The organism is Agrococcus sp. SGAir0287 (assembly GCF_005484985.1).
Classification (GTDB): Bacteria; Actinomycetota; Actinomycetes; order Actinomycetales; family Microbacteriaceae; genus Agrococcus.
In genome coordinates, this window is record NZ_CP027942.1 from 1,497,964 (window position 1) to 1,524,389 (window position 26,426).

Consider the following 26,426-nt stretch of genomic DNA (forward strand, 5'->3'; position numbering starts at 1 on the left):
GGCACGTGGCGCTCGGGATCCGTGGCGCCTCGTACGCTTGAGGGCATGACCGACACAGAGCCCACCGAGGCTGCCGACGCCGAGCGCGTGACGTTCGCAGACCTGGGCCTGCCGCCCGAGATCCTCACGGCGCTCGCGGACGTCGGCTACGAGACCCCCTCGAGCATCCAGGCCGCGACGATCCCGACGCTGCTCGCCGGCCGCGACATCATCGGCCTCGCGCAGACCGGCACGGGCAAGACCGCCGCCTTCGCGCTGCCGGTGCTCGCCGCCGTCGACGTCGCGAACCGATCCCCTCAGGCGCTCGTCCTGGCGCCGACGCGCGAGCTCGCCGTGCAGGTGTGCGAGGCCTTCGAGCGCTACGCCGCGCACCTCGGCGGCGTGCACGTGCTGCCCATCTACGGCGGCCAGGGGTACGGCGTGCAGCTGTCGGCGCTGCGTCGCGGCGTCCACGTCGTCGTCGGCACGCCCGGCCGCATCATGGATCACCTCGACAAGGGCACCCTCGACCTGTCGGGGCTCACGCACGTCGTGCTCGACGAGGCCGACGAGATGCTGCGGATGGGCTTCGCCGAGGACGTCGACCAGATCCTCGCCGCGACGCCCGAGGACAAGCAGGTCGCGCTGTTCTCCGCCACCATGCCGCGGCAGATCCGCGCGATCTCGCAGCAGCACCTGCGCGACCCCGAGGAGATCTCGGTGCAGGGCGGCGCGAAGACGTCGGCGACGATCCGTCAGCGCGCGATCCTCGTCTCGTACCAGCAGAAGCTCGAGGCGCTCACGCGCGTGCTCGAGGTCGAGCCGTTCGACGGCGCCATCGTCTTCGTCCGCACCCGCTCCGAGACCGAGACGGTCGCCGAGCGGCTGCGGGCTCGCGGCTACACCGCTGCGGCGATCTCGGGCGACGTCGCCCAGCCGCAGCGCGAGAAGACCATCGAGCAGCTGCGCTCGGGCGCGCTCGACGTGCTCGTCGCGACCGACGTCGCCGCGCGCGGCCTCGACGTGGAGCGCATCAGCCACGTCGTGAACTACGACCTGCCGATCGACACCGAGTCGTACGTGCACCGCATCGGCCGGACGGGCCGAGCCGGCCGCTCGGGCGACGCGATCAGCTTCGTGACGCCGCGCGAGCGCCGGATGCTCGGGGCGATCGAGCGCACGACCGGCGGCACGGTCGAGGAGATCCCCATGCCCTCGGCGGGCGAGGTGAACGCGTCGCGGCTGTCGAAGTTCGACGACGCCATCACGGCCGCGCTCGACGAGACCGCGCGCATCGACCGCTTCCGCGACATCGTCGCGCACTACGTCGAGCACCACGACGTGCCGCACGTCGACGTCGCCGCCGCGCTCGCGGTCGTCGCGCAGGGTCCGACGCCGATGCTCCTCGACGAGCAGGACGACGTCGCCCTGCGGCCGCAGCGTCGCACGCCGCGCGATCGCGACGAGCTCGGCGACGACCGCGGCCCGCGGCGCGAGCGCCGATCCCCCTCCGGCGCGACGACGTATCGACTCGCCGTCGGGTCGCGCAACCGCGTCGAGCCGCGTCAGATCGTCGGCGCGCTCGCCAACGAGGGCGGCCTGGGGCGTGACGACTTCGGGCGCATCCAGATCCGCTTCGACTTCACCCTCGTCGAGCTGCCCGAGCTCTCCGCGGAGCAGCTGGGCCGTCTCGCCGACACGCGCATCCTCGGCAAGCCCATCGACATCCGCGTCGATACGGGCGGCCGACCGGAGCGCGGCGACCGCCCGCGCCGCGACCGCGACGACCGTCCTCGCCGCGACGATCGCGGCGATCGACCGCGTCGCGACCGCGACGACCGCCCGCGTCGCGACGACCGCGACGAGCGCAGGCCGCGGCACCGCCGCGACTGACGCCGGACCCGCGCCGCGTCAGCGGCGCGGGTTCCAGGTGCCCTGCGCGACGTCCGGCACGAAGTCCGTGAGGTCGACGGGCCACCGCACGGTCTCCCCCGTCTGCGCCGAGAGGTAGGCCGCCATGAGCAGCTCGGCGACGGCGACGCCGTTGCGCAGGCTCTCGGCCGGCTGCTCACCCCGCAGGAAGCACGCCGCGACATGGCGGTTCTCGCCGGTGTACCCGTACGTCGCCGCCTCGTCGGCGACCACGGGCATGAGGCCCTGCTCGGCGTTCTGCTTCTCGAGCATGTCCTCGCCCTGCCCCTGCCCGAGGGCGCGGGAGAGGAAGACGCGCGACTCCGTCTGCAGCGTGTCCGACTGCATCGAGTACTCGGGACCGAGCAGCTCGAACGACAGGCGCAGACCGGCGCCCACGTGGCTCCACGAGGTCGTGCCCTCGGCGATGACGATCTCGCCGTCGCCGTTGACGAACTCCCACGCCGCGCGGGCGTAGTCCTCGCTGGGGCGCTCGCGGTAGTCGGGTGCGCCCGGGTAGAGCTCGAGCAGCCGCTCGGCGTACGCGGGCCTGCCCCACTTGAGCGACTGGATGCTCGCGGTGACCGACACGGGACGCAGCCAGTCCGCGGGGTCCACCCCGGGCGGGGTCAGGAGGTAGCGGCCGGCCTCCACCGAGTGGCACATCATGTCCGAGAGCACGCCGCCGCCCTGCCTGACGCCGTCCCAGAACCACGCCTTGTGCGGACCGGAGTGCTCCTCGGCGCAGCGTGCGAGGTACGGGGAGCCGGACTCCGCCGCGCCGCGTCGCCACACGAGCTCGTGCGCGCGCGTGATGGCGGGCGCATGCACCTGGTTCTCGAGGTACGCGTGCAGCAGGCCGGCGTCCTCCACGAGGTCGAGGATCGCCTGGGCCTCTGCCACTGTGCGACCGAGCGGCTTCTCGATCGCGATGCCGCGCAGCGCGGCGCCACCCCGCACCTCGTCGCAGATCGCGCGGACGACGTCCACGCGCGTGTCGTTGGGCGTGAGCAGCCACACCGCGTCGACGCGAGGATCGCGGACGAGCGCGCGCACGTCGTCGTGCACCGTCACGTCCGAGCCGACGTCCAGCTCCTGGGCGAGCGACGCGAGGCGCTGGGCGCTCTCGCGGGTCCGGGATGCGACGGCGACGACGTCCGCATCCCGCACGCCGCTCCAGGAGCGGACGTGGAACTCGCCGATGAAGCCGGCGCCGACGATGCCGACGCCGAGCACGGAGCGCTCTGCCATGGGGATCCTCCTTCGGACCTCGAGCCGGACCCTCAGGCCCGGAGCCTGCGCTGCCTGCCGTAGACGGCGAGCAGGGCGATGAGCACGACGCCCTGCACGACGATGCGCGCCCACTCGGGCATCGCGAGGGTCGTGAGCAGGCTCGTGAGCACGGTGAGCACGATCGCGCCGACGGCGCTGCCGAGGTAGCCGCCGACGCCGCCCGCGACGAGCGTGCCGCCGATGACGACCGCGGCGATCGAGGGCAGCGTGAGGTCGTCGGCGAGGTTGAGGAACACCTGCTGCGAGTAGCCGACCATCGCGATGCCGCCGAGCGCGGCGAAGAGCGACGACAGCACGTAGGCGGACACCGTCACACGCCGGACCGGGACGCCGGACAGGCGGGCCGCCTCCCTGCTCGTGCCGATCGCGTAGAGCTGGGCGCCGAAGACGGTGCGACGCAGCACGAGCGTCACGACGATGCCGAGCACGAGCCAGACGAGCAGGATGCCGGGCAGCCCCAGCACGTCGCGGCCGTTGACGAGCGACACGAGCGCGGGCGCGGCGCGACCGTCGGCCCGTCCGCCCGTGACGACGAGGATGAGGCCGCCGACGACGCCGAGCATGCCGAGGGTCATGACGAAGGGCGGGATGCGCAGCAGGACGATGCCGAGCCCGTTCGCGAGGCCGATGAGCGCGGCGACGCCGAGCGCCAGCAGCACGCCGGGCACGAGGAGGGCGTCGGAGCCCGCCATCGTGCGGCTCGCGAGGATCGCCCCCAGGGTCGCGACCGTGCCGACGGACAGGTCGATGCCCTCGCCGCCGGAGAGCACGACGATCGTCTGGCCGATGGCGATGATGCCGAGGAACGAGGCCACGCGCAGCATGTCGACGACCTGCCCCGGCGACGCGAAGCCAGGGCGCAGGAGCCCGCCGACGACGACGAGCAGCACGGCGATGAGTGCGGCGACGACGACGGGGTCTCGGAGGATGCGTACGGCGCGGGTCATCGTGGCCTCCCGGGCGCGCCGAGCGCGCCGAGCGCGAGGGCGAGGATCACGTCGGGATCTGGGTGGAAGTGCGCGTGGATGCGCACGGCGCGGGTCATCGTCGCCTCCTGGGAGCGCCGAGCGCGCTGAGCGCGAGGGCGAGGATCACGACGACGCCCGCGGCCAGCGCGCGCCACGACGTGGGCAGGCCGATCGCGAAGAGGATCGTCGAGGACAGGGACAGGATGATCGCGCCGGCGATCGCGCCGATGGGCGAGCCGATGCCGCCGCGCAGGGCGATGCCGCCCACGACGACCGCGGCGACGCTGCCGAGCGCGAGGTCGCCGCCGATGAAGGGATCGCCGGATCCGGCGTTGCCGAGCACCGCGAGCCCGGCGAGGCCGCTGATGGCGCCGCTCAGCGCATAGGAGGCGAGCTGGCTCGACTGCACGGGCACGAGCGACGCGTACGCGGCGGCGGGATCGCCGCCGGTGGCGCGGATGTGGCGCATGACGCGCGTGCGGCGCAGGACGAGCCAGCCGAGGGCGACGGCGACGACGAGCAGCACCGACGTCGGCACGGTCGCGATCGCCTGCCGGAAGGTGCCGGTGAGGAGTGCGGGCACCGTGCCGCCCGGCGTCGGCAGCACGAGCAGCGCGAGGCCGGAGAAGATCGATGCCGAGGCGAAGGTCGCGATGAGCGGCTGCAGCCGCAGGCGCGACACGACGAGGCCGTTGACCGCGCCGCACGCGAGCCCCACGCCGATCGCGGCGACGAGTCCCAGCCCCGCGAGGCCGTCCTGGCCTTGCATGACCTGCACGGCGACGACGCTCGAGAGCGCGACGATGGCGCCGGCGGAGAGGTCGAGCCCGCCGCCGATGACGACGATCGCCTGCGCCACGGCGACGAGGGTCAGCGGCAGGAACGTCGCGAACGTCGAGGCGATCCCGTAGGGCGTCAGCAGGTTCGGCTGCAGCACGATCGCGATCGCCACGGCGAGGACGAGCAGACCCGCGGTCGCCCACGATGCGACGCGGACGCCGCGCATGCGATCGAGGAGCACGCTCGTCTGCGACGGGCGCGCGGCGACGTCGGTCATGCCGCGTCCTCCCCCGTCGCCTCGCCTTGCTCGCCCGCGCCGATGCGCAGGGCGGCCTGCACGAGCCGCTCCTCGGTGATCTCGTCGCCGACGAGCGTCGCGCGCACGGCGCCCTCGAAGAGCACGAGCACGCGATCGCAGACCGTGACGAGCTCGCGATCCTCGCTCGAGTTGATGAGCACCGTCGCGCCGCGCTCGGCGAGCGCGCGGACGATGCGGTAGATCTCGGCCTTCGCGCCGACGTCGACGCCCTTCGTGGGGTCGTCGAGCAGCACGACGGTGGGCTCGGTGAGCAGCCACTTGCCGAAGACGACCTTCTGCGCGTTCCCGCCGGAGAGGCTCGAGATCGGATCGGACAGCTCGCCGAGGCGGATGGCGAGCGCATCCACCATCGACTGCGCCGCTGCCCGCTCGCGCCGCGCGGACAGGATGCCGAGGCGCGCGCGTCCAGCGATGCTCGCGATGGCGAGGTTCTCCTGGATGGGCCGCGCTGGCAGCGTGCCCTGCGTGCCGCGGTCGCCGGGCACGAGTGCGAGCCCGCGGCGCGCGGCAGTGCGCGGCGACGCGAGTCGCACGGGCTCGCCGTCGACCTCGACCTCGCCCGTCGCGGCCGTCGCGCCGAACAGCGCGAGCAGCAGCTCCGACTGCCCCTGCCCCTGCAGGCCGCCGAGGCCGACGACCTCCCCGGCGCATGCGTCGAGGTCGACCCCGCGCAGCGCGCCGCCGGCGAGCCCGCGCACGCGCAGGCGAACGGCACCGTCGGGTGCGTCGCCGTGCTCGCGCTCGACCGCCTGGACGTCGCCGACCATCAGCCGCACGAGCTCGTCCGGCGTCGTGTCCGGCACGCTCGTCGTCGCGACGGTCTCGCCGGAGCGCAGGATCGTCGCGCGGTCGCACAGCTCGGTGATCTCGTCGAGGCGATGCGAGACGAAGACGATGCCTGCGCCGCGCTCGCGCAGCTCGCGCACGACGTCGAAGACGAGCGCGACCTGATCGCGATGCAGCGACGCCGTGGCCTCGTCGAGGATGAGGATGCGCGGATCCCGCAGCAGCGCCTTGCCGATCTCGACCATCTGCTGCTGACCGGGGGCGAGCTCGCGCACGACGTCGTCGGCGCGGACGTCCCCGAGCGCGGGCGCGAGGCGCTCGAGCATTGGTGCGACGCGACGCGCGGCCTGGCGCTCCGAGAGGAAGCCGAGACGGCCCGGCTCCGTGCCGAGGACGAGGTTCTGCCCCACGGTGAGGTCGGGCACGAGGCTCAGCTGCTGGTAGACGGCGGCGATGCCGAGTCGCGCGGCCGCGCGCGGCGAGCCGATGCGCGCCGACTCCCCCGCGATCGCGATCTCCGCCGCGTCGGGCCGGACGGATCCGGCCAGCACCTTCCCGAGGGTCGACTTGCCCGAGCCGTTGGGCCCGAGCAGGCCGTGGACCTCGCCGCTCGCGACCTGCAGGGACGCGCCCTGCAGCGCCTGCACGCCGCCATAGCGCTTGCGCACCCCGGCGAGCCGCACGAGCGGCGAGGTCTCGGTCATGCGCTCAGTCCTGCACGAGGTACTGGCGCACGTCGTCGGCCGAGAGGATCGAGTCGAGCACGTACGACTCGCCCTCGGACTCGGTCTCGCCGTACACGGCGTCGAGGTTCTCGTTCGTCACGGGCTCCTCGAGCGCCAGGACGAGGGTGTTGCCGTCGACGAGCTGCGAGTCGTCGAGCTCGGCGCCCTGCAGCATCGCCATCGCGAGGTGCAGCGCCGTCGCGCCCGTGCCGGGAGGGTTCGTGACGCCGATCGACTCGAAGTCGTCCGACTGCTCGCTCCAGAGCTGCAGGAAGCCGTTGCGCGCCTCGCCCGTCACGACGACCTCGTCGACGCGGTCGGCGGCGATGACGGCCTGCAGCACGCCGAGGGCCATGCCGTCCTGCGTCCAGACGCCGTCGATGTCGGGGTAGGTGGCGAGCAGGTTGCCCATCTGCTGCTGGCCGGTGGCCTGGTCCCAGCCGCCGTCGGCGGTCGTGAGCACCTCGACGCCGGCGTCGTCGAACACGGCCTGCGCCGCGCCCCAGCGGGCCTCGTTGGCGGGGTGTCCGGAGATGCCGTTGACCGCGACGATCTGCCCGCCCTCGCCGACCTGGTCGGCGAGCCACTGCGCGCTCGTCTCGGCCCACTCGGCCTGGTCGATGCCGACGTTGATGACGGACTCGGCCGTGACGGCCTGGTCGATCGCGAAGACGAGGATGCCCTGGTCCGTCGCCTCCTGGAACACCTGGTCGAGCGCGGAGCCCGAGTTCGGGTCGACGATGATGGCGTCGACCCCGGCGTTGATGAGGTTGCGGACCTGCTGGATCTGCCCGTTGACGTCGGTGTCGGCGTTCTCGAGCACGAGGTCCTCGAGCAGCCCCTCGTCCTGGTAGCTCGACGCGGCGTCCTCGATGTCGGCGATCATCTGCGTCCGGTACTCGGAGCCGACGAAGCCGTTGGAGATGCCGATCGTGAACGGGCCGGCGCCGTCGCCGCCCTCCGACGTGGCGGGATCGTTCGAGACGGTCGAGCAGCCGGTGGCGACGAGCGCCGTCGCCGCCAGAGCCGCGAGTCCCATGAGACGCGTACGCATGCGATGCCTCCTTGCATCAGCAGTCGCACTTTCGCGCAGACTGCGAGAAACGATGCCGTCAGTGTGGCACGAGGAATGCTCGGCTGGCTAGCAGCGTGATGCGATCGTGACCGGTCGGCCCGGCGCGGTCAGTGCTCGAGCAGGCGTGCGAGTGGTCCGAAGGCGTCGATGGCGACGGCTGCGGCGCCCAGCAGGGCGCCGTCGTGCGGCGTCGAGGGCGCGACGAGCCTCGGCAGGTGCAGCACCCGACCGGCGAGACGTTCCTCGAGCTGCGGCACGATCGTCGTCACGAGGGGCGCGAAGCTGCCCGAGAGCACGACGACCTCGGGGTCGAGGATCGCGCAGAGGTTCGACAGCGCGACGGCGAACTCGTCGAGCACGCGGTGCGCGAGCGCGCCCGCCGCGTCGCCGTCGTGGATGCGGGCGAAGAGCGCCGCGAACGGGTCGTCGCCGACGAGGGCGATGCCGGCGTCGGCTGCGCGCCGCGCGAGGCCGATCGCGCCGAGCTGCGTCTCGAGGTCGCCGAAGTCGTCGTCGCGTCGCTGGAAGGGCGCCACGTCGAGCACCATGCGTCCGATCTGCCCGGCGAACCCTCGCGAGCCCTCCACGATGCGGCCGGCCTCGACGATACCGGCGCCGATGCCCTCGAAGACGGCGAGGGCGACGAGCGTCGAGGCGTCGCGGTGGCTCCCCCAGCGCGCCTCTGCGACGGCGATGAGGTTGGCGTCGTTCGCGACGGCGATCGGCGCGTCGATGCGTGCGCGCAGCAGGTCGGCGATGCGGACGCCGCGCCAGCGCAGCGCGGGCGCGAAGTCGATGGCGCCGTCCGGCTGGACGGGCCCCGGGATCGCCACGCCGATCGCCACGGGTGCGGGCGCCGCGGCGCGCCACGCGGTCTCGACGACGTCGAGGGTGTGCGCGAGCCGGTCGTCGGGCTCGAGGGAGGGAGGCTCGATGCGCTCGATCCGTCGCACGGCGCCGCCGAGGTCGACGAGTGCGACGCTCGTGTGCCGGTCGGCGACGTCGACGGCGAGCACCGTCGCCGCGCTCTCGTCGACCTGGAGTCGACCGAGCGGCCTGCCGCCGCTCGGTCCGACGGCGCTCTCCTCGAGCAGCAGCCCCGCGTCGATGAGCGCCGAGACGGCGCGCGACACCGTCGCGACGCTGAGCCCCGTGCGCTCGGCGAGCTCGGCGCGCGACGCGCCGTGCGCGTCGCGGACGGCCTGCAGCACCGCGGCGCGGTTGCGGTGCGTCGTCGCCTCGGAGCCCATGGGCGCCATCTTGGCATCGAGGATTGCCCGCGGGCGTCTGGACCGGTACAGTCTGTATCGGTACAGCACATCGGTACAGCACATCGGTACAGCACATCGGCGCCGATGACGCCGGCCGTGCCGCACCATCCGGAAGGAGACGACGATGGACCCCCTCATGCTCACCTCGATCACGCTCCTGGCGCGTCGGGAGGGCTGGCACGAGCCGACGCCCACGCCCCGTCGTGCGCGGCTCGCGCCGCTGCGAATGCGCCTGGCCACCGCGTTGCGCGCGCTCGCCGTGCGCATCGAGCCCGTCCGGGCCTGCGACGCGGTCCCCGCCGTCGCCGCGCGGTGACGAGCCTCGCGAGCGCGGACGCGGCAGGATGGATGCCGGGCGCCGAGCGGCGCCCATCCGAGGAGGCTCCCCTGGCTCGCGTGACGCTGCAGACGATCGCCGACGAGGTCGGCGTCAGCCGCATGACCGTCTCGAACGCCTTCTCCCGGCCCGACCAGCTCTCCGCCGAGCTGCGCGAGCGCATCCTCGACGTCGCCGCATCGCTCGGCTACGCCGGCCCCGATCCGTCCGCGAGAGCCCTCGCACGGGGCCGCACCGGCGTCGTCGGCGTGCTGCTCGAGTCCCCGCGCGACGCGTTCCGCGACGACGTCGCCGTGGGCTTCGTGCGCGCCGCCGCCGGCGCGCTCGCCGACGCCGGCTACTCGCTCGCGCTGCTGCACTCGACCGCCGGCGGCGAGACGATGCCGGCGCGCGACGTCGCGATGGACGGCGCGATCGTCTACGCCTGCTCCCCGAGCGACGAGTCCGTGCAGCAGCTGCTGCACCGACGCATCCCCACCGTGCGCGTCGAGGGCGGCCCGATCCCCGGGGTCGTCGACGTCGCCATCGACGACGCGACCGGCGCACGCGCGGCGGCGCAGCACCTCGTCGACCTCGGGCACCGCGACGTCGCGATCGTCACCACGGGCGTCGACGCCGACGGTGCGCGCTGGGACGCGCCGCAGCCGACGTCGCTGGCGCCCATCCATCGCCGCCTCGACGGCTGGTTCGCCGCGCTGGGGCCCGCGGGCATCCGCCCCCGCGTCGTCGGCACCGCGGGCACGCAGATCGACCGGACGCTGCAGGACCGCATCGGCGTGCTGCTCGACGATCCGCCCACGGCCGTGCTCGCCTACTCGGACCTCGCGGCGCTCGAGGTGCTCGAGGCCGCCCGGCTCCGGGGCATCCCCGTGCCCGGTCGGCTCTCCGTCGTCGGCTTCGACGACAACCCCATCGCCGAGCGCATCCGGCCTCCCCTCACGACCGTGCGGCAGGACACCCAGGCGAAGGGCGAGACCGCCGCGCGCGTGCTGCTCGCGCAGATCGCCGGCGAGCGCGTCGAGGCACCGGCCCCGCTGCCGACGCGGCTCGTCGTGCGCTTGACGACGGCACCGCCCGCGGCTTCGCGCAGCGCGGACACGAGGCGAGTCGAGGAGCCCCGCGCGTAGGGTGGACGAGTGACCCAGCAGCCCGCTCCGCACCCGTCGCCGCAGCGACGCGCGAGCCTCGAGGTGCTGCGCGCGGAGGCCGCCGACGAGCGCTCCGTGCTCGTCGAGGAGCGCCTGCGCGCTGGCGAGGACCCGTGGGACTTCATGGCCGACCTGCCGAGCGTCGACGAGCTCGTCGTGCTGCTGCTGCGCTCCGAGCGCATCCTGCCGCCCGGCGCAGTCCGACCCGACCAGGACGTCAGCGACGTCGTGCTGCGCCGCATCGCCGCCGACTACCCGCCGCTCGCGACGACCGTGTGGTCGATGCTCTCGGAGGCGGAGTCGGTGCGCGCCTGGGCGCCGCGCATCCGCCGCGTCGGGCGCTGACCGCTCGCGCGACGAGACGCATGCAGGGCGCAGCACCGAACGGTGCTGCGCCCTGCATGGCGGGTGGCTGTCAGATGGTGAAGCCCAGATCGCTCGCTGCGCTCGGTGCTAGATCGTGAAGCCGAGCGCCCTCATCATCTCCCGGCCGTCCTCCGTGATCCGCTCGGGACCCCACGGCGGCATCCAGACCCAGTTGATGCGGAAGCGGGCGACGATGCCGTCGAGCTTGTCGGCGATCTCCGTCTCGATGACGTCGGTGAGCGGGCAGCCCGCGCTCGTCAGCGTCATGGAGATGACGAGCGCCTCCTGCTCGTCGTCCCACGCGAGGTCGTAGATGAGGCCGAGGTCGACGATGTTGACGTCGAGCTCGGGGTCGACGACGCCCTTCAGGGCCTCGCTCGCCTCGTCGAACAGCTCTGGTGCGAGCTCGGTGACTGCCATCAGACTCCTGCCTTCAGGTACCGATCGTAGCCCTCGTCCTCCAGACGCTCCGCGAGCTCCTTGCCGCCCTGCTCCGCGACCTTGCCGTCGACGAAGACGTGCACGAAGTCGGGCTGGATGTAGCGGAGGATGCGCGTGTAGTGCGTGATGAGGAGCACGCCCATGTCGGTCTTGCCCTTGACGCGATTGACGCCCTCGCTCACGATGCGCAGCGCGTCGACGTCGAGGCCCGAGTCGGTCTCGTCGAGCACGGCCAGCCTCGGCTGCAGCAGCTCGAGCTGCAGGATCTCGTGGCGCTTCTTCTCGCCGCCGGAGAAGCCCTCGTTGACGTTGCGCTCGGAGAACGACGAGTCCATGCGCAGCTCGCCCATCGCCTCGCGCACCGATGCGATCCAGGGGCGCAGCTGCGGCGCCTCGCCGTCGATCGCCGTCTTCGCGGTGCGGAGGAAGTTCGACACCGTGACGCCGGGGATCTCCACCGGGTACTGCATGGCGAGGAAGACGCCGGCGCGGGCGCGCTCGTCGACGCTCATCGCGAGCACGTCCTGCCCGTCGAACGTGATCGATCCGCCGTCGACCCGATAGCGCGGGTGGCCCGCGATCGTGTACGCGAGCGTCGACTTGCCCGAGCCGTTCGGGCCCATGACCGCGTGGATCTCGCCCGAGCTGATCGTCAGGTCGACGCCCTTCAGGATGGGCTTCGAACCCTGCTCGGTCTCGATCGAGACCTGCAGGTCCTTGATCTCCAGGGTGCTCACGTCAGCTCCTTCCGTCGGCCTCGCGGCCGGACACGTCGATGGGGGTGGTGACGTCGACGAGCACGTCGTCGCCGTCGATCGTCACCGGATAGACCGGCACCGGCTCGTAGGCCGGCAGGTTGAGGGGGCGGCCGGTGCGCAGCGAGAAGCGCGATCCGTGCGCCCAGCACTCGAGGGTGTCGTCCTCGACGAAGCCCTCGGACAGCGAGATGTCGCCGTGGGTGCAGCGGTCGCCGAGCGCGTGGATCTCGCCCGCGGAGTCGCGCACGATCGACACGGCGATGCCGCCGACGTCGACCTTGCGCGGCTCGGAGACGCTCACCTCGGCGACCGAGCAGACGCGGGTGGCGCTCATGCCCCCGCCCGCGAGGCGGGCGCGAGGCCGGCGCCGCGAGCGATTTCGGCCTCGATGTCGGCGGCGAGGCGCTCCTCGAGCTCGGGCACGCCGATGCGCTGCACGATCTCCATGAGGAAGCCGACGACGACGAGGCGGCGCGCCTGCTCCTCGGGGATGCCGCGCGCCTGCAGGTAGAACAGCTGCTCGTCGTCGAAGCGACCCGTGGCGGACGCGTGGCCCGCGCCGGCGATGTCGCCCGTCTCGATCTCGAGGTTCGGGATCGAGTCGGCGCGCGTGCCGTCGGTGAGGACGAGGTTCTGGTTCTTCTCGTACGAGTCGGTGCCCGTGGCGCCCTGGCCGATGAGCACGTCGCCGATCCACACCGTGCGCGCGCCCCGACCCTGCAACGCGCCCTTGTACAGCACGTCGCCCTTCGTCGAGACGCCCTCGTGGTGCAGGTAGACCTGCGACTCGAGGTGCTGACCGGCGTCGGCGAAGGCGAGGCCGAGCATGTCGCCCTCGGCGCCCTCGCCCGCGAGGCGCATCGACGGGTTCACGCGCACGGCGCCGCCGCCGAACGAGATCACGACGTGCTTGAGGTACGCGCCGGCGCCGACGACCGCCTGGTGCGACGCCGCGTGGACCGCGGAGTCGTCCCACGACTGCACCGACACGACCGTGAGGCGGGCGCCGTCGCGCACGAGGATCTCGACGTTCTGCGCGTATGCCGCCGACCCGTCGTGCTCGAGCACGACGATCGCCTCGCTGCCCGGCAGCGCCTCGATCACGACGTGCGCGTTCGCGTGCCGTCCCTCGCCGGTGCCGTGGATGCGCGCGACGAGCGGCTCGGCGAGCGACTCGCCCTCCGGGATGCGCACGTGCAGCGCGTTCGCGCAGCGCTTCCACGCGATCGCCGCGACGACGTCCTCCGGCTGGAAGATCTCGCCGCGCACGGCAGCGTCGTGGCCCGTCGACTCGACGAGGTACGCCTCGAGCGCCGACACGTCATAGGTGACGCCGGCGTCGTCGCCCGACTCGGTGTCCTCGTCGACGAAGAGCGGCGCGAGGCGCGCCACGTCGGACAGCTTCCAGTTCACCTCGCGACCCGTCGGGGTGCCGAAGTCGGCGGGCTCGAACGACGTCGGCCGCTCGGAACGCGTCTGCACCGGCACGGCGCTGCGCTCGCGGCGCGCGGGCTCGGTCGACGCGGCGCCTGCGGCGCGCTCGGTGGTGTCTACGGTGCTGGTCTCAGCCGTGGTCATCAGCCGACGGATCCTTCCATGCTCATCTCGATGAGCTTGTTGAGCTCGAGCGCGTACTCCATGGGCAGCTCGCGGGCGATGGGCTCGATGAAGCCGCGCACGATCATGGCCATGGCCTCGTCCTCGGGCATGCCGCGGCTCATGAGGTAGAACAGCTGCTCCTCGGAGACCTTCGACACGGTCGCCTCGTGGCCGAGCACGACGTCGTCGACGCGGATGTCGATCGCCGGATACGTGTCGGAGCGCGAGATCGTGTCGACGAGCAGCGCGTCGCAGCGCACGGTGTTGGCCGAATGGTGCGCGTTCGCATCCACCCGCACCTCGCCGCGATAGCCGGCGCGGCCTCCGCCGCGGGCGATCGACTTCGAGACGATCGACGACGTCGTGTGCGGCGCCATGTGGATCATCTTCGCGCCGGCGTCCTGGTGCTGTCCCGGGCCCGCGAAGGCCACCGAGAGCGTCTCGCCCTTGGCCCGCTCGCCCGCGAGGTAGATCGACGGGTACTTCATCGTCACCTTGGAGCCGATGTTGCCGTCGATCCACTCCATCGTCGCGCCCTCGTGCGCGATGGCGCGCTTCGTGACGAGGTTGTAGACGTTGCTCGACCAGTTCTGGATCGTCGTGTAGCGGACGCGGGCGTCCTTCTTGACGATGATCTCGACGACGGCGGAGTGCAGCGAGTCGGACGAGTAGATCGGCGCCGTGCAGCCCTCGATGTAGTGCACGTACGAGCCCTCGTCGGCGATGATGAGCGTCCGCTCGAACTGGCCCATGTTCTCCGTGTTGATGCGGAAGTAGGCCTGCAGCGGGATCTCGACGTGGACGCCCTTCGGCACGTAGACGAACGAGCCGCCCGACCACACCGCCGTGTTGAGCGCCGCGAACTTGTTGTCGCCGGAGGGGATGACCGAGCCGAAGTACTCCTCGAAGAACTCCGGGTGCTCCTTGAGCGCCGTGTCGGTGTCCATGAAGATGACGCCCTGGTCCTCGAGCTCCTGCTGGATCGAGTGGTACACGACCTCGGACTCGTACTGCGCGGCGACGCCCGCGACGAGGCGGGCGCGCTCGGCCTCGGGGATGCCGAGCCGGTCGTACGTGTTGCGGATGTCCTCGGGAAGGTCCTCCCACGTCTGCGCCTGCTTCTCGCTCGAGCGCACGAAGTACTTGATGTGGTCGAAGTCGATGCCGGACAGGTCGGCGCCCCACGTCGGCATGGGCTTGCGCTCGAAGAGCTGCAGCGCCTTGAGGCGGCGCTCGCGCATCCACGCGGGCTCGGACTTGAGGTCGGAGATCTCCTCCACCACCTGCGGGCTGAGGCCGCGCTTGGCGATCGCTCCCGCCTCGTCGGAGTCGTGCCAGCCGAACTCGTACTGGCCGAGTCCCTCCAGCTCCGGTCGGTCGATCAGCACGTCGGCCATCGCTCCCCCTCACCTCTCGAAGTCTGCAAACGGATGGGCCGATCCCGCCATTCCGCGCGCACCGACGAGCGGTGGCAGACTGGGAGGGCTGATGGGCGCAGCCCGAACGGGCGTCATCCGTCCCACCAGCCTATCGTGACCCGCCCACGCGCACGGGATCCCATTGCGCTGAGAGAGAGCACCGTGACCCGCGGCATCCGCATCGCCAGCGTCGCCACCCTCGCGTCGCAGATCCTCATCGTCGGCACCGGTGGTGCCGTGCGCCTCACCGGCTCCGGCCTCGGCTGCACGACGTGGCCGTCCTGCGAGCCCGGCTCGTTCACGCCCGTGCCCGAGCAGGGCATCCACGGCATCATCGAGTTCGCGAACCGCGTCATGGGCGGCGCCGTGCTGCTCATCGCGCTCGTCATGCTCGTGCTCGCGATCGTGCACCGCCGCCGCCACCCGGGCGTGCTGCCGCTCGCGATCGTCGTCGTGCTGGGCACGATCGCGCAGGCGCTCATCGGCGCCGTCGTCGTCTTCCTGCATCTGCGGCCCGACACCGTCGGCATCCACTTCGCCTTGTCCGCGGTGCTCGTCGGGGTCGCGGCGTGGATGGCGTGGCGCGTCTTCCGCGGCCGCCGCGCGCGCTTCGGCGGCACGCTCGCCCAGCGCGCCCTCATGCTCGGCACCGCCGTCATGGTGCCGGTCGTCGTCGTCGTCGGCATCCTCACGACGGGTTCGGGCCCGCACGCCGGCGACGGCGGCACGGCGCGCAACGGACTCGACCCCGAGGTCATGCAGCACGTCCACGCCCTGCCCGCCTACGCGCTCCTCGCGCTCGCCGTCGGCCTCCTCCTCGTCGGCTGGCGACTGCGGCCCTTCGGCATCTGGGCAGGGACGCTCCTCGCCCTGCTCGTGACGCAGGCGACGATCGGCATCGTGCAGTCGAACCTCGGCCTGCCGATCGCGCTCGTCGGGGCGCACATGGTCCTGTCGGTCATGATCGTCGCCACGACGGTGCTCGCGGCGCTGTCGCTGCGCGTGCCTGCGGCGCAGGGCGTCGAGGTCGACGACGTCCGCGAGCCCGTCGCCGCCTGATCCGCGCCGGCGCGCCCCGCGCCTGCGCGCCACGGCGTGGCGCGTCCGGCAGGATCGGCCCATGGCCACGCGACTGGGCGTCCTCGACGTCGGCTCCAACACCGTGCACCTGCTCGTCGTGGACGCGACGCCCGGGGGCCGGCCCATCCCGCTCGAGTCGCACAAGGTGACGATGCGCCTCATGCGCTACCTCGTCGACGGCGAGATCAGCGACGAGGGTCAGCGTGCGCTCGTCGCCGCCATCCGAGAGTGCGTGCAGGTGGCGGAGAGCGCCGGCCTCGAGCGGCTGCTCGTGGTGGCGACGTCGGCGGTGCGGGAGGCGGCGAACGGCGAGACGGTGATCGCTCGCATCGAGGCGTCCACGGGCGTCGAGCTCGACATCCTGTCGGGCGAGGACGAGGCGCGGCTGACGTTCCTCGCCGTGCGCCGCTGGTACGGCTGGGCGGCGGGGCGCATCCTGCTGCTCGACATCGGCGGCGGCTCGCTCGAGATCGCCGCGGGCGCGGACGAGGAGCCGCAGGTCGCGCTGTCCGTCCCGCTCGGCGCCGGTCGGTCGACCGTGGCCTTCCTCGCCGACGACCCGCCCACGGCGGCGCAGCAGCGCGCGCTGCGCACGTACGCGAAGGCCGTGCTCGACGACGTCGTCGGCGCCGTGCGCGCCGCCGGTCGCCCCGACCACGTCGTGGGTTCGTCGAAGACCATCCGATCCCTCGCGCGCCTTGCTGGCGGCGTCGTGCCCGGTCTCGGCGGCGACGACCGCGTCGTGCTGCGGCGCAAGGACCTCGACGACTGGGTGCCGCGCATCGCCCGCATGGATGCGTCCTCGCGGCACGCGCTGCCCGGCATCACGCCCGATCGCACGTTCCAGATCGTCGCGGGCGGCATCGTCCTGTCTGAGGCGATGCGCGCGTTCGGCGTGCGCGAGCTCGACGTCTCGCCGTGGGCGCTGCGCGAGGGCAGGCTCCTGCGGCACCTCGACCGCATGCGCGCGTGACGCGCGCGCCTCGCGGCTAGAAGGGCAGCAGCGGGTCGATGCCCACTGCGAGGAACACGAGCGTGAGGTACGTGTTCGACGCGTGGAAGACGCGCATCGCACGCGCCTCGGCGCCGCGCACCGCGCGCGCGTGCAGGCCGTGCGCCTCCGCGACGAACCAGATGCCGGCGCCCAGGGCGACGATCGAGTACACGACGCCCATGCCCGCGACGGGGATGAGCAGCAGCGTGCACGCGAGCGACGCCCATGCGTAGAGCACGACCTGGATGCCGACGGTCGTGCGGCCGCGCACGACGGCGAGCATGGGGACGTCGGCGGCGGCGTAGTCGCTGCGGTACTTCATCGACAGCGGCCAGTAGTGCGCGGGCGTCCACAGGAAGATGAGCGTGAAGAGGATCCATGCGGGCCAGTCGAGCGTGCCCGTGACGCCCGCCCAGCCGATGAGCACGGGGAAGCAGCCCGCGATGCCGCCCCAGACGATGTTCTGCTCGGTGCGGCGCTTGAGCAGCATCGTGTAGATCAGCACGTAGAACGCGATGGCCGCGAGCGAGAGCACGGCGGCGAGCCAGTGCGCGAAGACCGCCAGGACGGCGGTGGAGACGACCGTGAGCGTCCACGCGAAGACGGTCGCCTGCCGCGGCGTGAGCGCACCCGTCACGAGCGGGCGTCCCTGCGTGCGCTGCATGACCGCGTCGATGTCGCGGTCGATGATCATGTTGAACGCGTTCGCGGCGCCCGCCGACAGGAAGCCGCCGACGAGGGTGGCGACGAGCGCGACGGGATCCGGCAGGCCGCGCGCCGCGAGGAACATCGTCGGGAGCGCCGTCACGAGCAGCAGCTCGATCACCCGCGGCTTCGTCAGCGCCACGTACGCCTTCGCACGGTCGGCGAGACGCGCTCGATCGGAGCGGTGGGCGGTGGCGGTCATGACCCTCGGATGCGTCGCAGATGGGCGGTGTGACGATCCGAGTCTATCGGCCCGCAAGGGCCCTTCGAGCGCATGGTGCGGTCACTATGCTCGAACACGTCGCACCACCTGAAGCATCGGTCCTGCCACGTGCGTGGGGCCGCTCCCGCATGGAAGGGCCTGCATTGACGCTCGAATGGACTGAGACCGACGCGAAGGCCGTGGACACGGCCCGCCTCCTCGCCGCGGACGCGGTGGAGAAGGTCGGCAACGGCCACCCCGGCACGGCGATGAGCCTCGCGCCGGCCGCCTACCTGCTGTTCCAGAAGGTCATGCAGCGCGATCCGGCGGACCACCGATGGCTCGGCCGCGACCGCTTCATCCTCTCGGTCGGACACTCGTCGGTCACCCAATACGTGCAGCTGTTCCTCGCCGGCGACGGCCTCGAGCTCGACGACCTCCAGGCGCTGCGCACCTGGGGCTCGAAGACGCCCGGCCACCCCGAGTACGGTCACACCGACGGCGTCGAGATCACGACGGGCCCGCTCGGCCAGGGCCTCGCCTCCGCCGTCGGCTTCGCCTACGCGCAGCGCTTCGAGCGCGCGCTGCTCGACCCCGACACCCCCGACGGCGAGAGCCCGTTCGACCACTACACCTACGTCATCGCGGGCGACGGCGACCTGCAGGAGGGCGTGACGAGCGAGGCCGGATCGCTCGCCGGCCGCCAGGAGCTCGGCCGCCTCATCGCGATCTACGACTCGAACCAGATCTCGATCGAGGACGACACCGACATCGCGTTCACCGAGGACGTGAAGGCACGCTACGAGGCGTACGGCTGGCAGGTCATCGAGGTCGACTGGCGCACGGGCGACCCCGCGGCCGACGACTACCACGAGGACGTCCCCGCCCTCTTCGCCGCCATCGAGGCGGCCAAGGCCGAGACGACGAAGCCGTCCATCATCGTGCTGCGCACGATCATCGGCTGGCCGGCGCCGACGAAGCGCAACACGGGCAAGATCCACGGCTCCAAGCTCGGCGCCGAGGAGCTCGCGGCGACGAAAGAGCTGCTCGGCTTCGACCCCGAGGAGCACTTCGCGCTGCCCGAGGGCGTGCTCGAGCACACGCGCGGCAACGCCGCCGAGCGCGCCCGTGCAGCACGCGCTGCCTGGCAGGAGCGCTTCGACGCATGGGCGTCGGCGAACCCCGAGGGCAAGGCGCTGCTCGACCGTCTCGAGTCCGGTGCGCTCCCCGACGGCGTCGACGAGGCGCTGCCCGTCTTCGAGTCCGGGAAGGACCTCGCGACGCGCGCGGCGAGCGGCAAGGTCATCAACGCGCTCGCGGCCGTCGTGCCCGAGCTGTGGGGCGGCTCGGCCGACCTCGCCGAGTCGAACAACACGACGATCGAGGACGGCGGCTCGTTCCTGCCGCCGGGCACGGGCACCAAGGAGTTCCCGACGGCCTCGTTCGCGGGTCGCACGATGCACTTCGGCATCCGCGAGCACGCGATGGCCGCGATCCTCAACGGCATCGTGCTGCACGGCCCCACGCGCCCCTTCGGCGGCACGTTCCTCATCTTCAGCGACTACCAGCGCCCCGCGCTGCGCCTCGCCGCGCTCATGGGCGTGCACCCCATCCACGTCTGGACGCACGACTCCGTCGCGCTCGGCGAGGACGGCCCGACGCACCAGCCCATCGAGCAGCTCGCGACGCTGCGCGCCATCCCTGGCTTCGACGTCGTGCGGCCCTCGGACGCGAACGAGACGGCGTGGGCGTGGAAGACGATCCTCGAGCGTCGGGACAAGCCCGTCGGCATCGCGCTGACGAGGCAGCCGATCCCGACCTTCGAGCGCGGGGAGGGCGAGGCGACCGCCGAGACCTTCGCCGCCGCCTCGAACGTCGCCAAGGGCGCCTACACGCTCGTCGACGCCTCGACCGACGTGCCCGACGTCATCCTCATCGGCACGGGCTCCGAGGTGCAGATCGCCGTCGCGGCACGCGAGGTGCTCGAGGCGGAGGGCATCGGCGCCCGCGTGGTCGCCGCGCCGAGCCTCGAGTGGTTCACCGAGCAGTCGGACGCGTACCGCGAGTCGGTGCTGCCGGCCGCCGTGAAGGCGCGCGTGTCGGTCGAGGCCGGCTCCGTGCTGTCGTGGGCGCGCATCGTCGGCGACGCCGGCCGATCGGTCGGCATCGACCACTTCGGCGCGAGCGCCGACTACCAGACCCTGTTCCGCGAGTTCGGACTCACGCACGAGGCCGTCGTGGCCGCAGCCCGCGAGTCGCTCGCAGCCGCCAAGGAGGCATGAGCATGACCGATTCCACGAAGGCCCTCAGCGACGTCGGGGTCAGCATCTGGCTCGACGACCTGTCGCGCGACCGCATCGAGACCGGCAACCTGCAGGAGCTCATCGAGACGCGCGACGTCGTCGGAGTCACGACGAACCCGTCGATCTTCGCCGCCGCGCTCGCGAACGGCGAGCGCTACGAGGGGCGCCTGCGCGAGCTCGCCGCCGACGGCGCGGACGTCCACGAGGTCATCCGCACGCTCACGACGGAGGACGTCGCCGCCGCGTGCGACGTCTTCCAGCCGATCTACGCCGCGACGAGCGGCATCGACGGTCGCGTCTCGATCGAGGTCTCCCCCGGTCTCGCGTTCGACACCGACGGCACCGTCGAGGAGGCGAAGGCGCTCCACGAGCGCGTCGGGCGCGAGAACGTGCTCATCAAGATCCCCGCCACGAAGGAGGGGCTCGAGGCGATCGCCGCGACCATCGGTGCGGGCATCAGCGTCAACGTGACGCTCATCTTCTCGCTCGACCGGTACCGCGACGTCATCAACGCCTACCTCACGGGCCTCGAGCGCGCGCAGCAGGCCGGCCACGACCTCTCGACGATCCACTCGGTCGCCTCGTTCTTCGTCTCGCGCGTCGACACCGAGATCGACAAGCGGCTCGATGCGATCGGCACCGAGGAGGCGACGGCGCTGAAGTCGAAGGCGGGCGTCGCCAACGCACGGCTCGCCTACGGCGTGTGGCAGGAGGCGTTCTCGTCCGAGCGCGCGCAGACCCTGCTCGCCGCCGGCGCGAGCACGCAGCGTCCGCTGTGGGCATCCACGGGCGTCAAGGACCCGTCGCTGCCCGACACCCTCTACGTCACGGAGCTCGCCGCTCCGGAGACCGTGAACACGATGCCCGAGAAGACGCTCGAGGCGCTCGCCGACCACGGCGTCGTCACGGGCGACGAGGTCACGCCGAACATCGAGGCCGCGCAGGGCGTGCTCGACGCCGTCGAGGCGCAGGGCGTCTCCTACGTCGAGGTCACCGATCTGCTCGAGCGCGAGGGCGTCGACAAGTTCGTCGCCTCGTGGGACGAGCTCGTCGAGACCGTCCGCGGCCAGCTCGCGCAGGCGGGGGGTGCGGCATGAGCTTCGTGCTCCACGCATCCGGCGCCGCCCAGGAGGCCATCGACCGCGTCGTCCCGCAGCTCGTCGCCGACGGCGTCGCCGGACGCATCGCCGCCAAGGACGCGACCCTCTGGGGCGAGGCAGCCGAGGCCGAGGCCTCGATCCGCCTGGGCTGGATCGACGCGGCCTCCAACACGCGCGGCCTCGTCGACGACGTGCTCGAGCTGAAGGCCGACCTCGCCGCCAAGGGCGTCGACCGCTTCGCGCTCGCGGGCATGGGCGGCTCGTCGCTCGCCCCCGAGGTCATCACGCGCACGTTCGGCGTGCACCTGACGGTGCTCGACTCGACCGAGCCCGGCCAGGTGCTCACGGCGCTGCGCGACGAGCTCGAGCGCACCGCGATCGTCGTCTCGTCGAAGTCCGGCTCGACCCTCGAGACCGACTCGCAGCGCCGCGTCTTCGAGGCGTGGTTCCGCGACGCGGGCATCGACCCCACCGAGCGCATCATCGTCGTCACCGACCCGGGCAGCCCGCTCGACGCCTCGGCGCGCGAGGCCGGCTACCGCGTGTTCAACGCCGACCCGAACGTCGGCGGTCGCTACTCGGCGCTCACGGCCTTCGGCATCGTGCCCTCGGCGCTCGCAGGCGTCGACGTCGCCGAGCTGCTCGACGAGGCGGAGTCGGCGCTGCCGCTCGTCTCGGAGGATGCCGAGGACAACCCGGGCCTGCAGCTCGGCGCCGTCCTCGCCGGCACGCGGCCGCTGAAGGACTACATCGGCATCGTCGCCGACGGCACGCACATCGTCGGCTTCGCAGACTGGGCCGAGCAGCTCATCGCGGAGTCGACGGGCAAGCAGGGCACGGGCGTGCTGCCCGTCGTCCTCGACGTCGACGCGCCCGAGCTCGGCGAGGACCTCGCCGACCTCCAGGTGATCCGCGTGGTCGGCTCCCGCGCCGAGACCCGTGACGTCGCCCCGGGCGAGGTCGAGGTCGCCGGCACGCTCGGCGCGCAGCTGCTCGTGTGGGAGTTCGCGACGGCCGTCGCCGGTCGTCTGCTGGGCATCGACCCGTTCGACCAGCCCGACGTCGAGTCGGCGAAGTCCGCCGCGCGCGGCCTGCTCGAGGACCTCGCTCCCCCGGCGGACGCGGACGTCGTCGACGGCTCGATCGAGCTGCGCGGCAGCGTCTCGGGCGACACGCTCGAGTCGTCGCTCGACGCCCTGCTCGCGTCGATCCCCGCCGACGGCTACCTCGCGGTGCACGCGTACCTGGACCGGCTCGGCGAGGCCCGCTTCGCCACGCTCCGCGACATCCTCGCGGCCCGCACGCAGCGGCCCGTCACGTTCGGCTGGGGTCCGCGGTTCCTCCACTCGACCGGCCAGTACCACAAGGGCGGCAAGCGCGTGGGCGTGTTCCTGCAGATCCTCGGCCACCCGAGCGAGGACCTCGACATCCCCGGCCGACCCTTCTCGTTCGGTCAGCTGCTGCAGGCGCAGGCCGGCGGCGACGCCGCCGTGCTCGCCGGGCACGACCGTCCGGTGCTGACGCTGACCCTCGCCGACCTCGACGACGGGTACCGCCGCCTGGCCGCCGCAGCCGCCGCATGAGCGCCCCGGCGGGCTGGACGAATCCGCTGCGCGACGCGACGGATCTCCGTCTCACGCGCATCCCGGAGCCGAACGCGCTCGTGCTCTTCGGCGTGACGGGCGACCTCGCGCAGAAGAAGCTGCTGCCGGCGATCTACGACCTCGCCAACCGCGGCCTGCTGCCGCCGGGCTTCTCGCTCGTCGGCTACGGCCGACGGGACTGGGACGACGACGCCTTCCGGGGCGTCGTCGAGGAGGCGGTGCGGAAGCACGCCCGCACGCCCTTCCGCGAGGACGTCTTCGCCCAGCTCGCCGAGGGCCTGCGCTTCGTGCGCGGCGACTTCGACGACGACGCGGCCTTCGACCGGCTCGCTGAGACGCTCCGCGAGCTCGACGAGGCGCGCGGCACCATGGGCAACTACGCCTTCTACCTGTCGATCCCGCCCGGGCAGTTCCCCGTCGTGACGCAGCAGCTGAAGCGCTCGGGCGTCGCGACGAGCGAGTCGTCGTGGCGGCGCGTCGTCATCGAGAAGCCGTTCGGCCACGACCTCGAGTCGGCGCGCGACCTCGCGTCGGTCGTCGACTCGGTGTTCCCGCCCGACAGCGTGTTCCGCATCGATCACTACCTCGGCAAGGAGACGGTCCAGAACATCCTCGCCCTCAGGTTCGCGAACAACCTGTGGGAGCCGATCTGGAACGCCAACTACATCGACCACGTGCAGATCACCATGGCCGAGGACATCGGCGTCGGCGGACGCGCGGGGTACTACGACGGCATCGGCGCCGCGCGCGACGTCATCCAGAACCACCTCCTCCAGCTCTTCGCGCTCACGGCGATGGAGGAGCCCGTCTCCTTCGACGCCGTCGACCTGCGCACCGAGAAGGAGAAGGTGCTCTCGGCCGCGCGGATCCCCGGCGACCTCGACGCCTCCACGGCCCGCGGGCAGTACGCCGGCGGCTGGCAGGGCGGCGAGCAGGTCACGGGGTTCCTCGACGAGGACGGCATGGCGGAGGACTCGGCCACCGAGACCTACGCCGCCATCACGCTCGAGGTCGACAACCGCCGGTGGGCGGGCGTGCCCTTCTACCTGCGCGCCGGCAAGCGCCTCGGGCGACGCGTCACCGAGATCGCGATCGTCTTCAAGCGCGCCTCGCAGTACCTGTTCCCCGAGACGGCGACGCAGTCGATGGGCGAGAACGCGCTCGTCATCCGCGTGCAGCCCGACGAGGGCACGTCGATGCGGTTCGGCTCGAAGGTGCCGGGCCCCGGCATGCACGTGCGCGACGTGACGATGGACTTCGGCTACGGCCACGCCTTCACCGAGGAGTCGCCCGAGGCGTACGAGCGCCTCATCCTCGACGTGCTGCTCGGCGACCCGCCCCTGTTCCCGCAGGCGCGCGAGGTCGAGCTGTCGTGGGCGATCCTCGACCCCGTCGAGGAGCACTGGGCCGCCGCGGGCGGGCCGCTCGAGCAGTACGCACCGGGCTCGTGGGGCCCTGCGAGCGCCGACGCGATGCTGCGGCGCACCGACCGGCATTGGAGGCGCCCGTGATCGTCACGCTCGAGGGGACGACGACGAGCGCCATCCAGCGCCGTCTGATCGAGATCCGCGAGGAGGGCGGCGTGCTCGCGCTCGGCCGCGTGCTCACGCTCGTCATCCACACCCACCTCGGCGAGGAGGAGGACGCGATCGCCGCAGCGAACGAGGCGAGCCGCGAGCACCCCATGCGCGTGCTCGTCGTCTCGCGCTCGAGCGACGAGGTCGCAGCCGGCGAGGACCCGAGGCTCGACGCGCAGATCCGCGTCGGTGGCGACGCCGGCGCGAGCGAGGTCGTGCTGCTGCAGTGCTACGGCGAGGTCGGCGCCCACCTCATCGGCGTCGTGCAGGGCCTCCTGCTGCCGGACGCGCCCGTCGTCGCATGGTGGCCGCACCGCATGCCCGAGCACCCCGCCTCGGCGCAGCTCGGTGCGATCGCGCAGCGGCGCATCACCGACTCCGCACGCCAGGAGGACCCGCGCTCCGTGCTCCGCGCCCTCGCCGAGGGCTACGAGCCCGGCGACACGGACCTCGCCTGGACGCGCATCACGAACTGGCGCGCCCAGCTCGCCGCCGTGCTCGACCAGCCCCCGTACGAGCCCGTGCTGCACGCGCGCGTCACGGGCGCGCTGCGCAGCCCGTCCGTCCACCTCATGGCCGCGTGGCTGCGCCTGCGGCTCGGCGTGGACGTGGACGTGTCGTCGCGCGCCGACGGACCCCTCGGATCGAGCGGCCTGTCGTCGGTGACGCTCACGCGTGCCTCCGGCGATGCGACCCTCACCCGCATCCGCCCGTCGACCGGCCTGCTGCAGATCCCGGGCCAGCCCGACCACGAGGTCGCGCTGTCGCACCGGCAGCTTCGCGACCAGCTCGCGGAGGAGCTGCGCAGGCTCGACCCCGACGAGATGTACCACCGCGTGCTCGAGGCGATCCGCATCTCGGGCACCGCCGGCACGAGCGTGCCCGCGCCCGAGGGAGGCACCCGATGAGCCGGGAGCTCGTCGTCCACGCCGATCGCGAGGCGCTCGTCGCCGAGACGGCCGACCGCTTCGCGAGGACGGTGGATGCGGTGCTGCGCGAGCAGGACGAGTGCCACGTCGCGCTCACGGGCGGATCGGTCGGCACGGAGCTGCTCGGTGCGCTGCGCGGGCGGTCGCTCGACTGGTCGCGCATCCACTGCTGGTGGGGCGACGAGCGCTTCGTGCCCGCCGCCGACGGCGACCGCAACGCGCTGCAGGCGCGCGAGGCGCTGCTCGACCACGTCGACGTGCCGGCGGCGAACGTGCACGAGCTGCCCGCCTCGGACGCCGGGCTCGACCTCGACGCCGCCGCGCAGGCCGCGACGGCGGAGCTCGGCGATCGCGTGCTCGACCTCGTGCTGCTGGGCATGGGTCCCGACGCGCACGTCGCATCGCTCTTCCCCGGCCATGACGGCACCGACGCCCAGGGCGTCGGCGTCATCGCGGTGCGCGACTCCCCCAAGCCGCCGCCCGAGCGGCTGAGCCTGACCTTCGACGCGCTCAACCGCGCGCGACGCGTCTGGCTCGTCGTCGCCGGCGACGACAAGGCCTCGGCGCTCGCGCTCGCCATGTCGACCGCCGACCGGCACGAGGTCCCCGCAGCGGGCGTGCACGGCACGCGCGAGACCCGCTACCTCGTCGACCGGGCCGCGGCCTCGCTGCTGCCGGACGGCATGCTCGACTGATCGGCTCGGCGCACGACGACGGACGGCCCCGCATCCGACGAGGATGCGGGGCCGTCCGTTCGT

At 72.6% G+C, this 26,426-nt stretch carries 24 protein-coding genes; 12 read left to right on the forward strand and 12 right to left on the reverse strand.

Annotated elements, in window-relative coordinates:
• The first annotated feature begins 45 nt into the window (after positions 1–45).
• Positions 46–1,872: a DEAD/DEAH box helicase gene (locus tag C1N71_RS07220; RefSeq protein ID WP_137755773.1), complete on the forward strand. Its 1,827-nt coding sequence runs from the start codon at positions 46–48 to the stop codon at positions 1,870–1,872.
• A gap of 18 nt (positions 1,873–1,890) precedes the next feature.
• Here C1N71_RS07220 and C1N71_RS07225 read toward each other — a convergent pair whose 3' ends face one another.
• The 6 genes from C1N71_RS07225 to C1N71_RS07250 all read right to left on the reverse strand — a co-directional run bounded on the left by C1N71_RS07225 (position 1,891) and on the right by C1N71_RS07250 (position 9,086).
• Complete coding sequence (locus C1N71_RS07225) at positions 1,891–3,141, reverse strand: Gfo/Idh/MocA family protein (RefSeq protein WP_137755774.1); 1,251 nt, start codon at positions 3,139–3,141, stop codon at positions 1,891–1,893.
• Positions 3,142–3,173: 32 nt separating this feature from the next.
• Positions 3,174–4,130, reverse strand: coding sequence for an ABC transporter permease (locus C1N71_RS07230; protein ID WP_137755775.1), 957 nt, complete (start codon positions 4,128–4,130; stop codon positions 3,174–3,176).
• A 94-nt stretch (positions 4,131–4,224) separates the two neighbouring features.
• Positions 4,225–5,208, reverse strand: a complete 984-nt coding sequence (locus tag C1N71_RS07235; protein WP_217496047.1) for an ABC transporter permease — start codon at positions 5,206–5,208, stop codon at positions 4,225–4,227.
• The gene (locus C1N71_RS07240; protein ID WP_137755776.1) at positions 5,205–6,740 is read right to left on the reverse strand and encodes a sugar ABC transporter ATP-binding protein; all 1,536 of its coding nucleotides are present in this window, start codon (positions 6,738–6,740) and stop codon (positions 5,205–5,207) included. Before C1N71_RS07240 ends, C1N71_RS07235 begins: the two co-directional genes overlap by 4 nt.
• A 4-nt stretch (positions 6,741–6,744) precedes the next feature.
• A complete protein-coding gene (locus C1N71_RS07245) occupies positions 6,745–7,815 on the reverse strand; it encodes a substrate-binding domain-containing protein (RefSeq protein WP_137755777.1) in 1,071 nt (356 codons plus the stop codon).
• Positions 7,816–7,943: 128 nt separating this feature from the next.
• Positions 7,944–9,086, reverse strand: a complete 1,143-nt coding sequence (locus tag C1N71_RS07250) for an ROK family transcriptional regulator (protein WP_175414142.1) — start codon at positions 9,084–9,086, stop codon at positions 7,944–7,946.
• A gap of 145 nt (positions 9,087–9,231) precedes the next feature.
• Between C1N71_RS07250 and C1N71_RS14950 the strand changes: the two genes are divergently transcribed.
• The 3 genes from C1N71_RS14950 to C1N71_RS07260 all read left to right on the forward strand — a co-directional run bounded on the left by C1N71_RS14950 (position 9,232) and on the right by C1N71_RS07260 (position 10,937).
• Complete coding sequence (locus C1N71_RS14950; RefSeq protein ID WP_175414143.1) at positions 9,232–9,423, forward strand: hypothetical protein; 192 nt, start codon at positions 9,232–9,234, stop codon at positions 9,421–9,423.
• 80 nt (positions 9,424–9,503) lie between these two features.
• Positions 9,504–10,571: a LacI family DNA-binding transcriptional regulator gene (locus tag C1N71_RS07255; RefSeq protein WP_254678137.1), complete on the forward strand. Its 1,068-nt coding sequence runs from the start codon at positions 9,504–9,506 to the stop codon at positions 10,569–10,571.
• A 9-nt stretch (positions 10,572–10,580) separates the two neighbouring features.
• Positions 10,581–10,937 carry a tryptophan synthase subunit alpha gene (locus tag C1N71_RS07260; protein WP_137755779.1) on the forward strand — a complete coding sequence of 119 codons (357 nt, stop codon included), beginning with the start codon at positions 10,581–10,583 and terminating at the stop codon, positions 10,935–10,937.
• Between the two features lie 108 nt (positions 10,938–11,045).
• Here the strand turns inward: C1N71_RS07260 and C1N71_RS07265 are convergent, their stop codons facing one another.
• From C1N71_RS07265 to sufB, 5 genes are read right to left on the reverse strand one after another with little or no spacing between them, the layout of a single operon-like run.
• A complete protein-coding gene (locus C1N71_RS07265; protein WP_137755780.1) occupies positions 11,046–11,378 on the reverse strand; it encodes a metal-sulfur cluster assembly factor in 333 nt (110 codons plus the stop codon).
• Positions 11,378–12,136: a Fe-S cluster assembly ATPase SufC gene (sufC, locus tag C1N71_RS07270; protein WP_137755781.1), complete on the reverse strand. Its 759-nt coding sequence runs from the start codon at positions 12,134–12,136 to the stop codon at positions 11,378–11,380. The genes C1N71_RS07265 and sufC overlap by 1 nt, the downstream gene beginning before the upstream one ends.
• A gap of 1 nt (position 12,137) precedes the next feature.
• The gene (locus C1N71_RS07275; RefSeq protein ID WP_137755782.1) at positions 12,138–12,491 is read right to left on the reverse strand and encodes a non-heme iron oxygenase ferredoxin subunit; all 354 of its coding nucleotides are present in this window, start codon (positions 12,489–12,491) and stop codon (positions 12,138–12,140) included.
• Positions 12,488–13,735 carry a Fe-S cluster assembly protein SufD gene (gene sufD / locus C1N71_RS07280; RefSeq protein ID WP_137755783.1) on the reverse strand — a complete coding sequence of 416 codons (1,248 nt, stop codon included), beginning with the start codon at positions 13,733–13,735 and terminating at the stop codon, positions 12,488–12,490. Before sufD ends, C1N71_RS07275 begins: the two co-directional genes overlap by 4 nt.
• The gene (gene sufB / locus C1N71_RS07285; RefSeq protein ID WP_137755784.1) at positions 13,735–15,153 is read right to left on the reverse strand and encodes a Fe-S cluster assembly protein SufB; all 1,419 of its coding nucleotides are present in this window, start codon (positions 15,151–15,153) and stop codon (positions 13,735–13,737) included. The genes sufD and sufB overlap by 1 nt, the downstream gene beginning before the upstream one ends.
• A gap of 183 nt (positions 15,154–15,336) precedes the next feature.
• Between sufB and C1N71_RS07290 the strand changes: the two genes are divergently transcribed.
• Positions 15,337–16,233, forward strand: a complete 897-nt coding sequence (locus C1N71_RS07290) for a COX15/CtaA family protein (protein WP_175414144.1) — start codon at positions 15,337–15,339, stop codon at positions 16,231–16,233.
• Positions 16,234–16,294: 61 nt separating this feature from the next.
• On the forward strand, positions 16,295–17,227 hold the full coding sequence (locus C1N71_RS07295; RefSeq protein ID WP_137755786.1) for a Ppx/GppA phosphatase family protein: 933 nt from the start codon (positions 16,295–16,297) through the stop codon (positions 17,225–17,227).
• Between the two features lie 16 nt (positions 17,228–17,243).
• On the opposite strand, the gene C1N71_RS07300 is transcribed toward C1N71_RS07295, so the two are convergent.
• Complete coding sequence (locus C1N71_RS07300; protein ID WP_137755787.1) at positions 17,244–18,155, reverse strand: heme o synthase; 912 nt, start codon at positions 18,153–18,155, stop codon at positions 17,244–17,246.
• A 149-nt stretch (positions 18,156–18,304) separates the two neighbouring features.
• Between C1N71_RS07300 and tkt the strand changes: the two genes are divergently transcribed.
• From tkt to pgl, 6 genes are read left to right on the forward strand one after another with little or no spacing between them, the layout of a single operon-like run.
• Positions 18,305–20,437, forward strand: a complete 2,133-nt coding sequence (tkt, locus tag C1N71_RS07305; protein ID WP_137755788.1) for a transketolase — start codon at positions 18,305–18,307, stop codon at positions 20,435–20,437.
• On the forward strand, positions 20,434–21,555 hold the full coding sequence (tal, locus tag C1N71_RS07310) for a transaldolase (RefSeq protein ID WP_441297171.1): 1,122 nt from the start codon (positions 20,434–20,436) through the stop codon (positions 21,553–21,555). The genes tkt and tal overlap by 4 nt, the downstream gene beginning before the upstream one ends.
• The gene (locus C1N71_RS07315) at positions 21,552–23,141 is read left to right on the forward strand and encodes a glucose-6-phosphate isomerase (RefSeq protein WP_137755790.1); all 1,590 of its coding nucleotides are present in this window, start codon (positions 21,552–21,554) and stop codon (positions 23,139–23,141) included. Before tal ends, C1N71_RS07315 begins: the two co-directional genes overlap by 4 nt.
• On the forward strand, positions 23,138–24,673 hold the full coding sequence (gene zwf, locus C1N71_RS07320) for a glucose-6-phosphate dehydrogenase (protein WP_137755791.1): 1,536 nt from the start codon (positions 23,138–23,140) through the stop codon (positions 24,671–24,673). Before C1N71_RS07315 ends, zwf begins: the two co-directional genes overlap by 4 nt.
• The gene (locus C1N71_RS07325; RefSeq protein WP_137755792.1) at positions 24,670–25,647 is read left to right on the forward strand and encodes a glucose-6-phosphate dehydrogenase assembly protein OpcA; all 978 of its coding nucleotides are present in this window, start codon (positions 24,670–24,672) and stop codon (positions 25,645–25,647) included. Before zwf ends, C1N71_RS07325 begins: the two co-directional genes overlap by 4 nt.
• Positions 25,644–26,363 (forward strand): 6-phosphogluconolactonase, encoded by a 720-nt coding sequence (gene pgl, locus C1N71_RS07330; RefSeq protein WP_137755793.1) that lies wholly within the window; start codon positions 25,644–25,646, stop codon positions 26,361–26,363. The genes C1N71_RS07325 and pgl overlap by 4 nt, the downstream gene beginning before the upstream one ends.
• Positions 26,364–26,426: the final 63 nt, after the last annotated feature.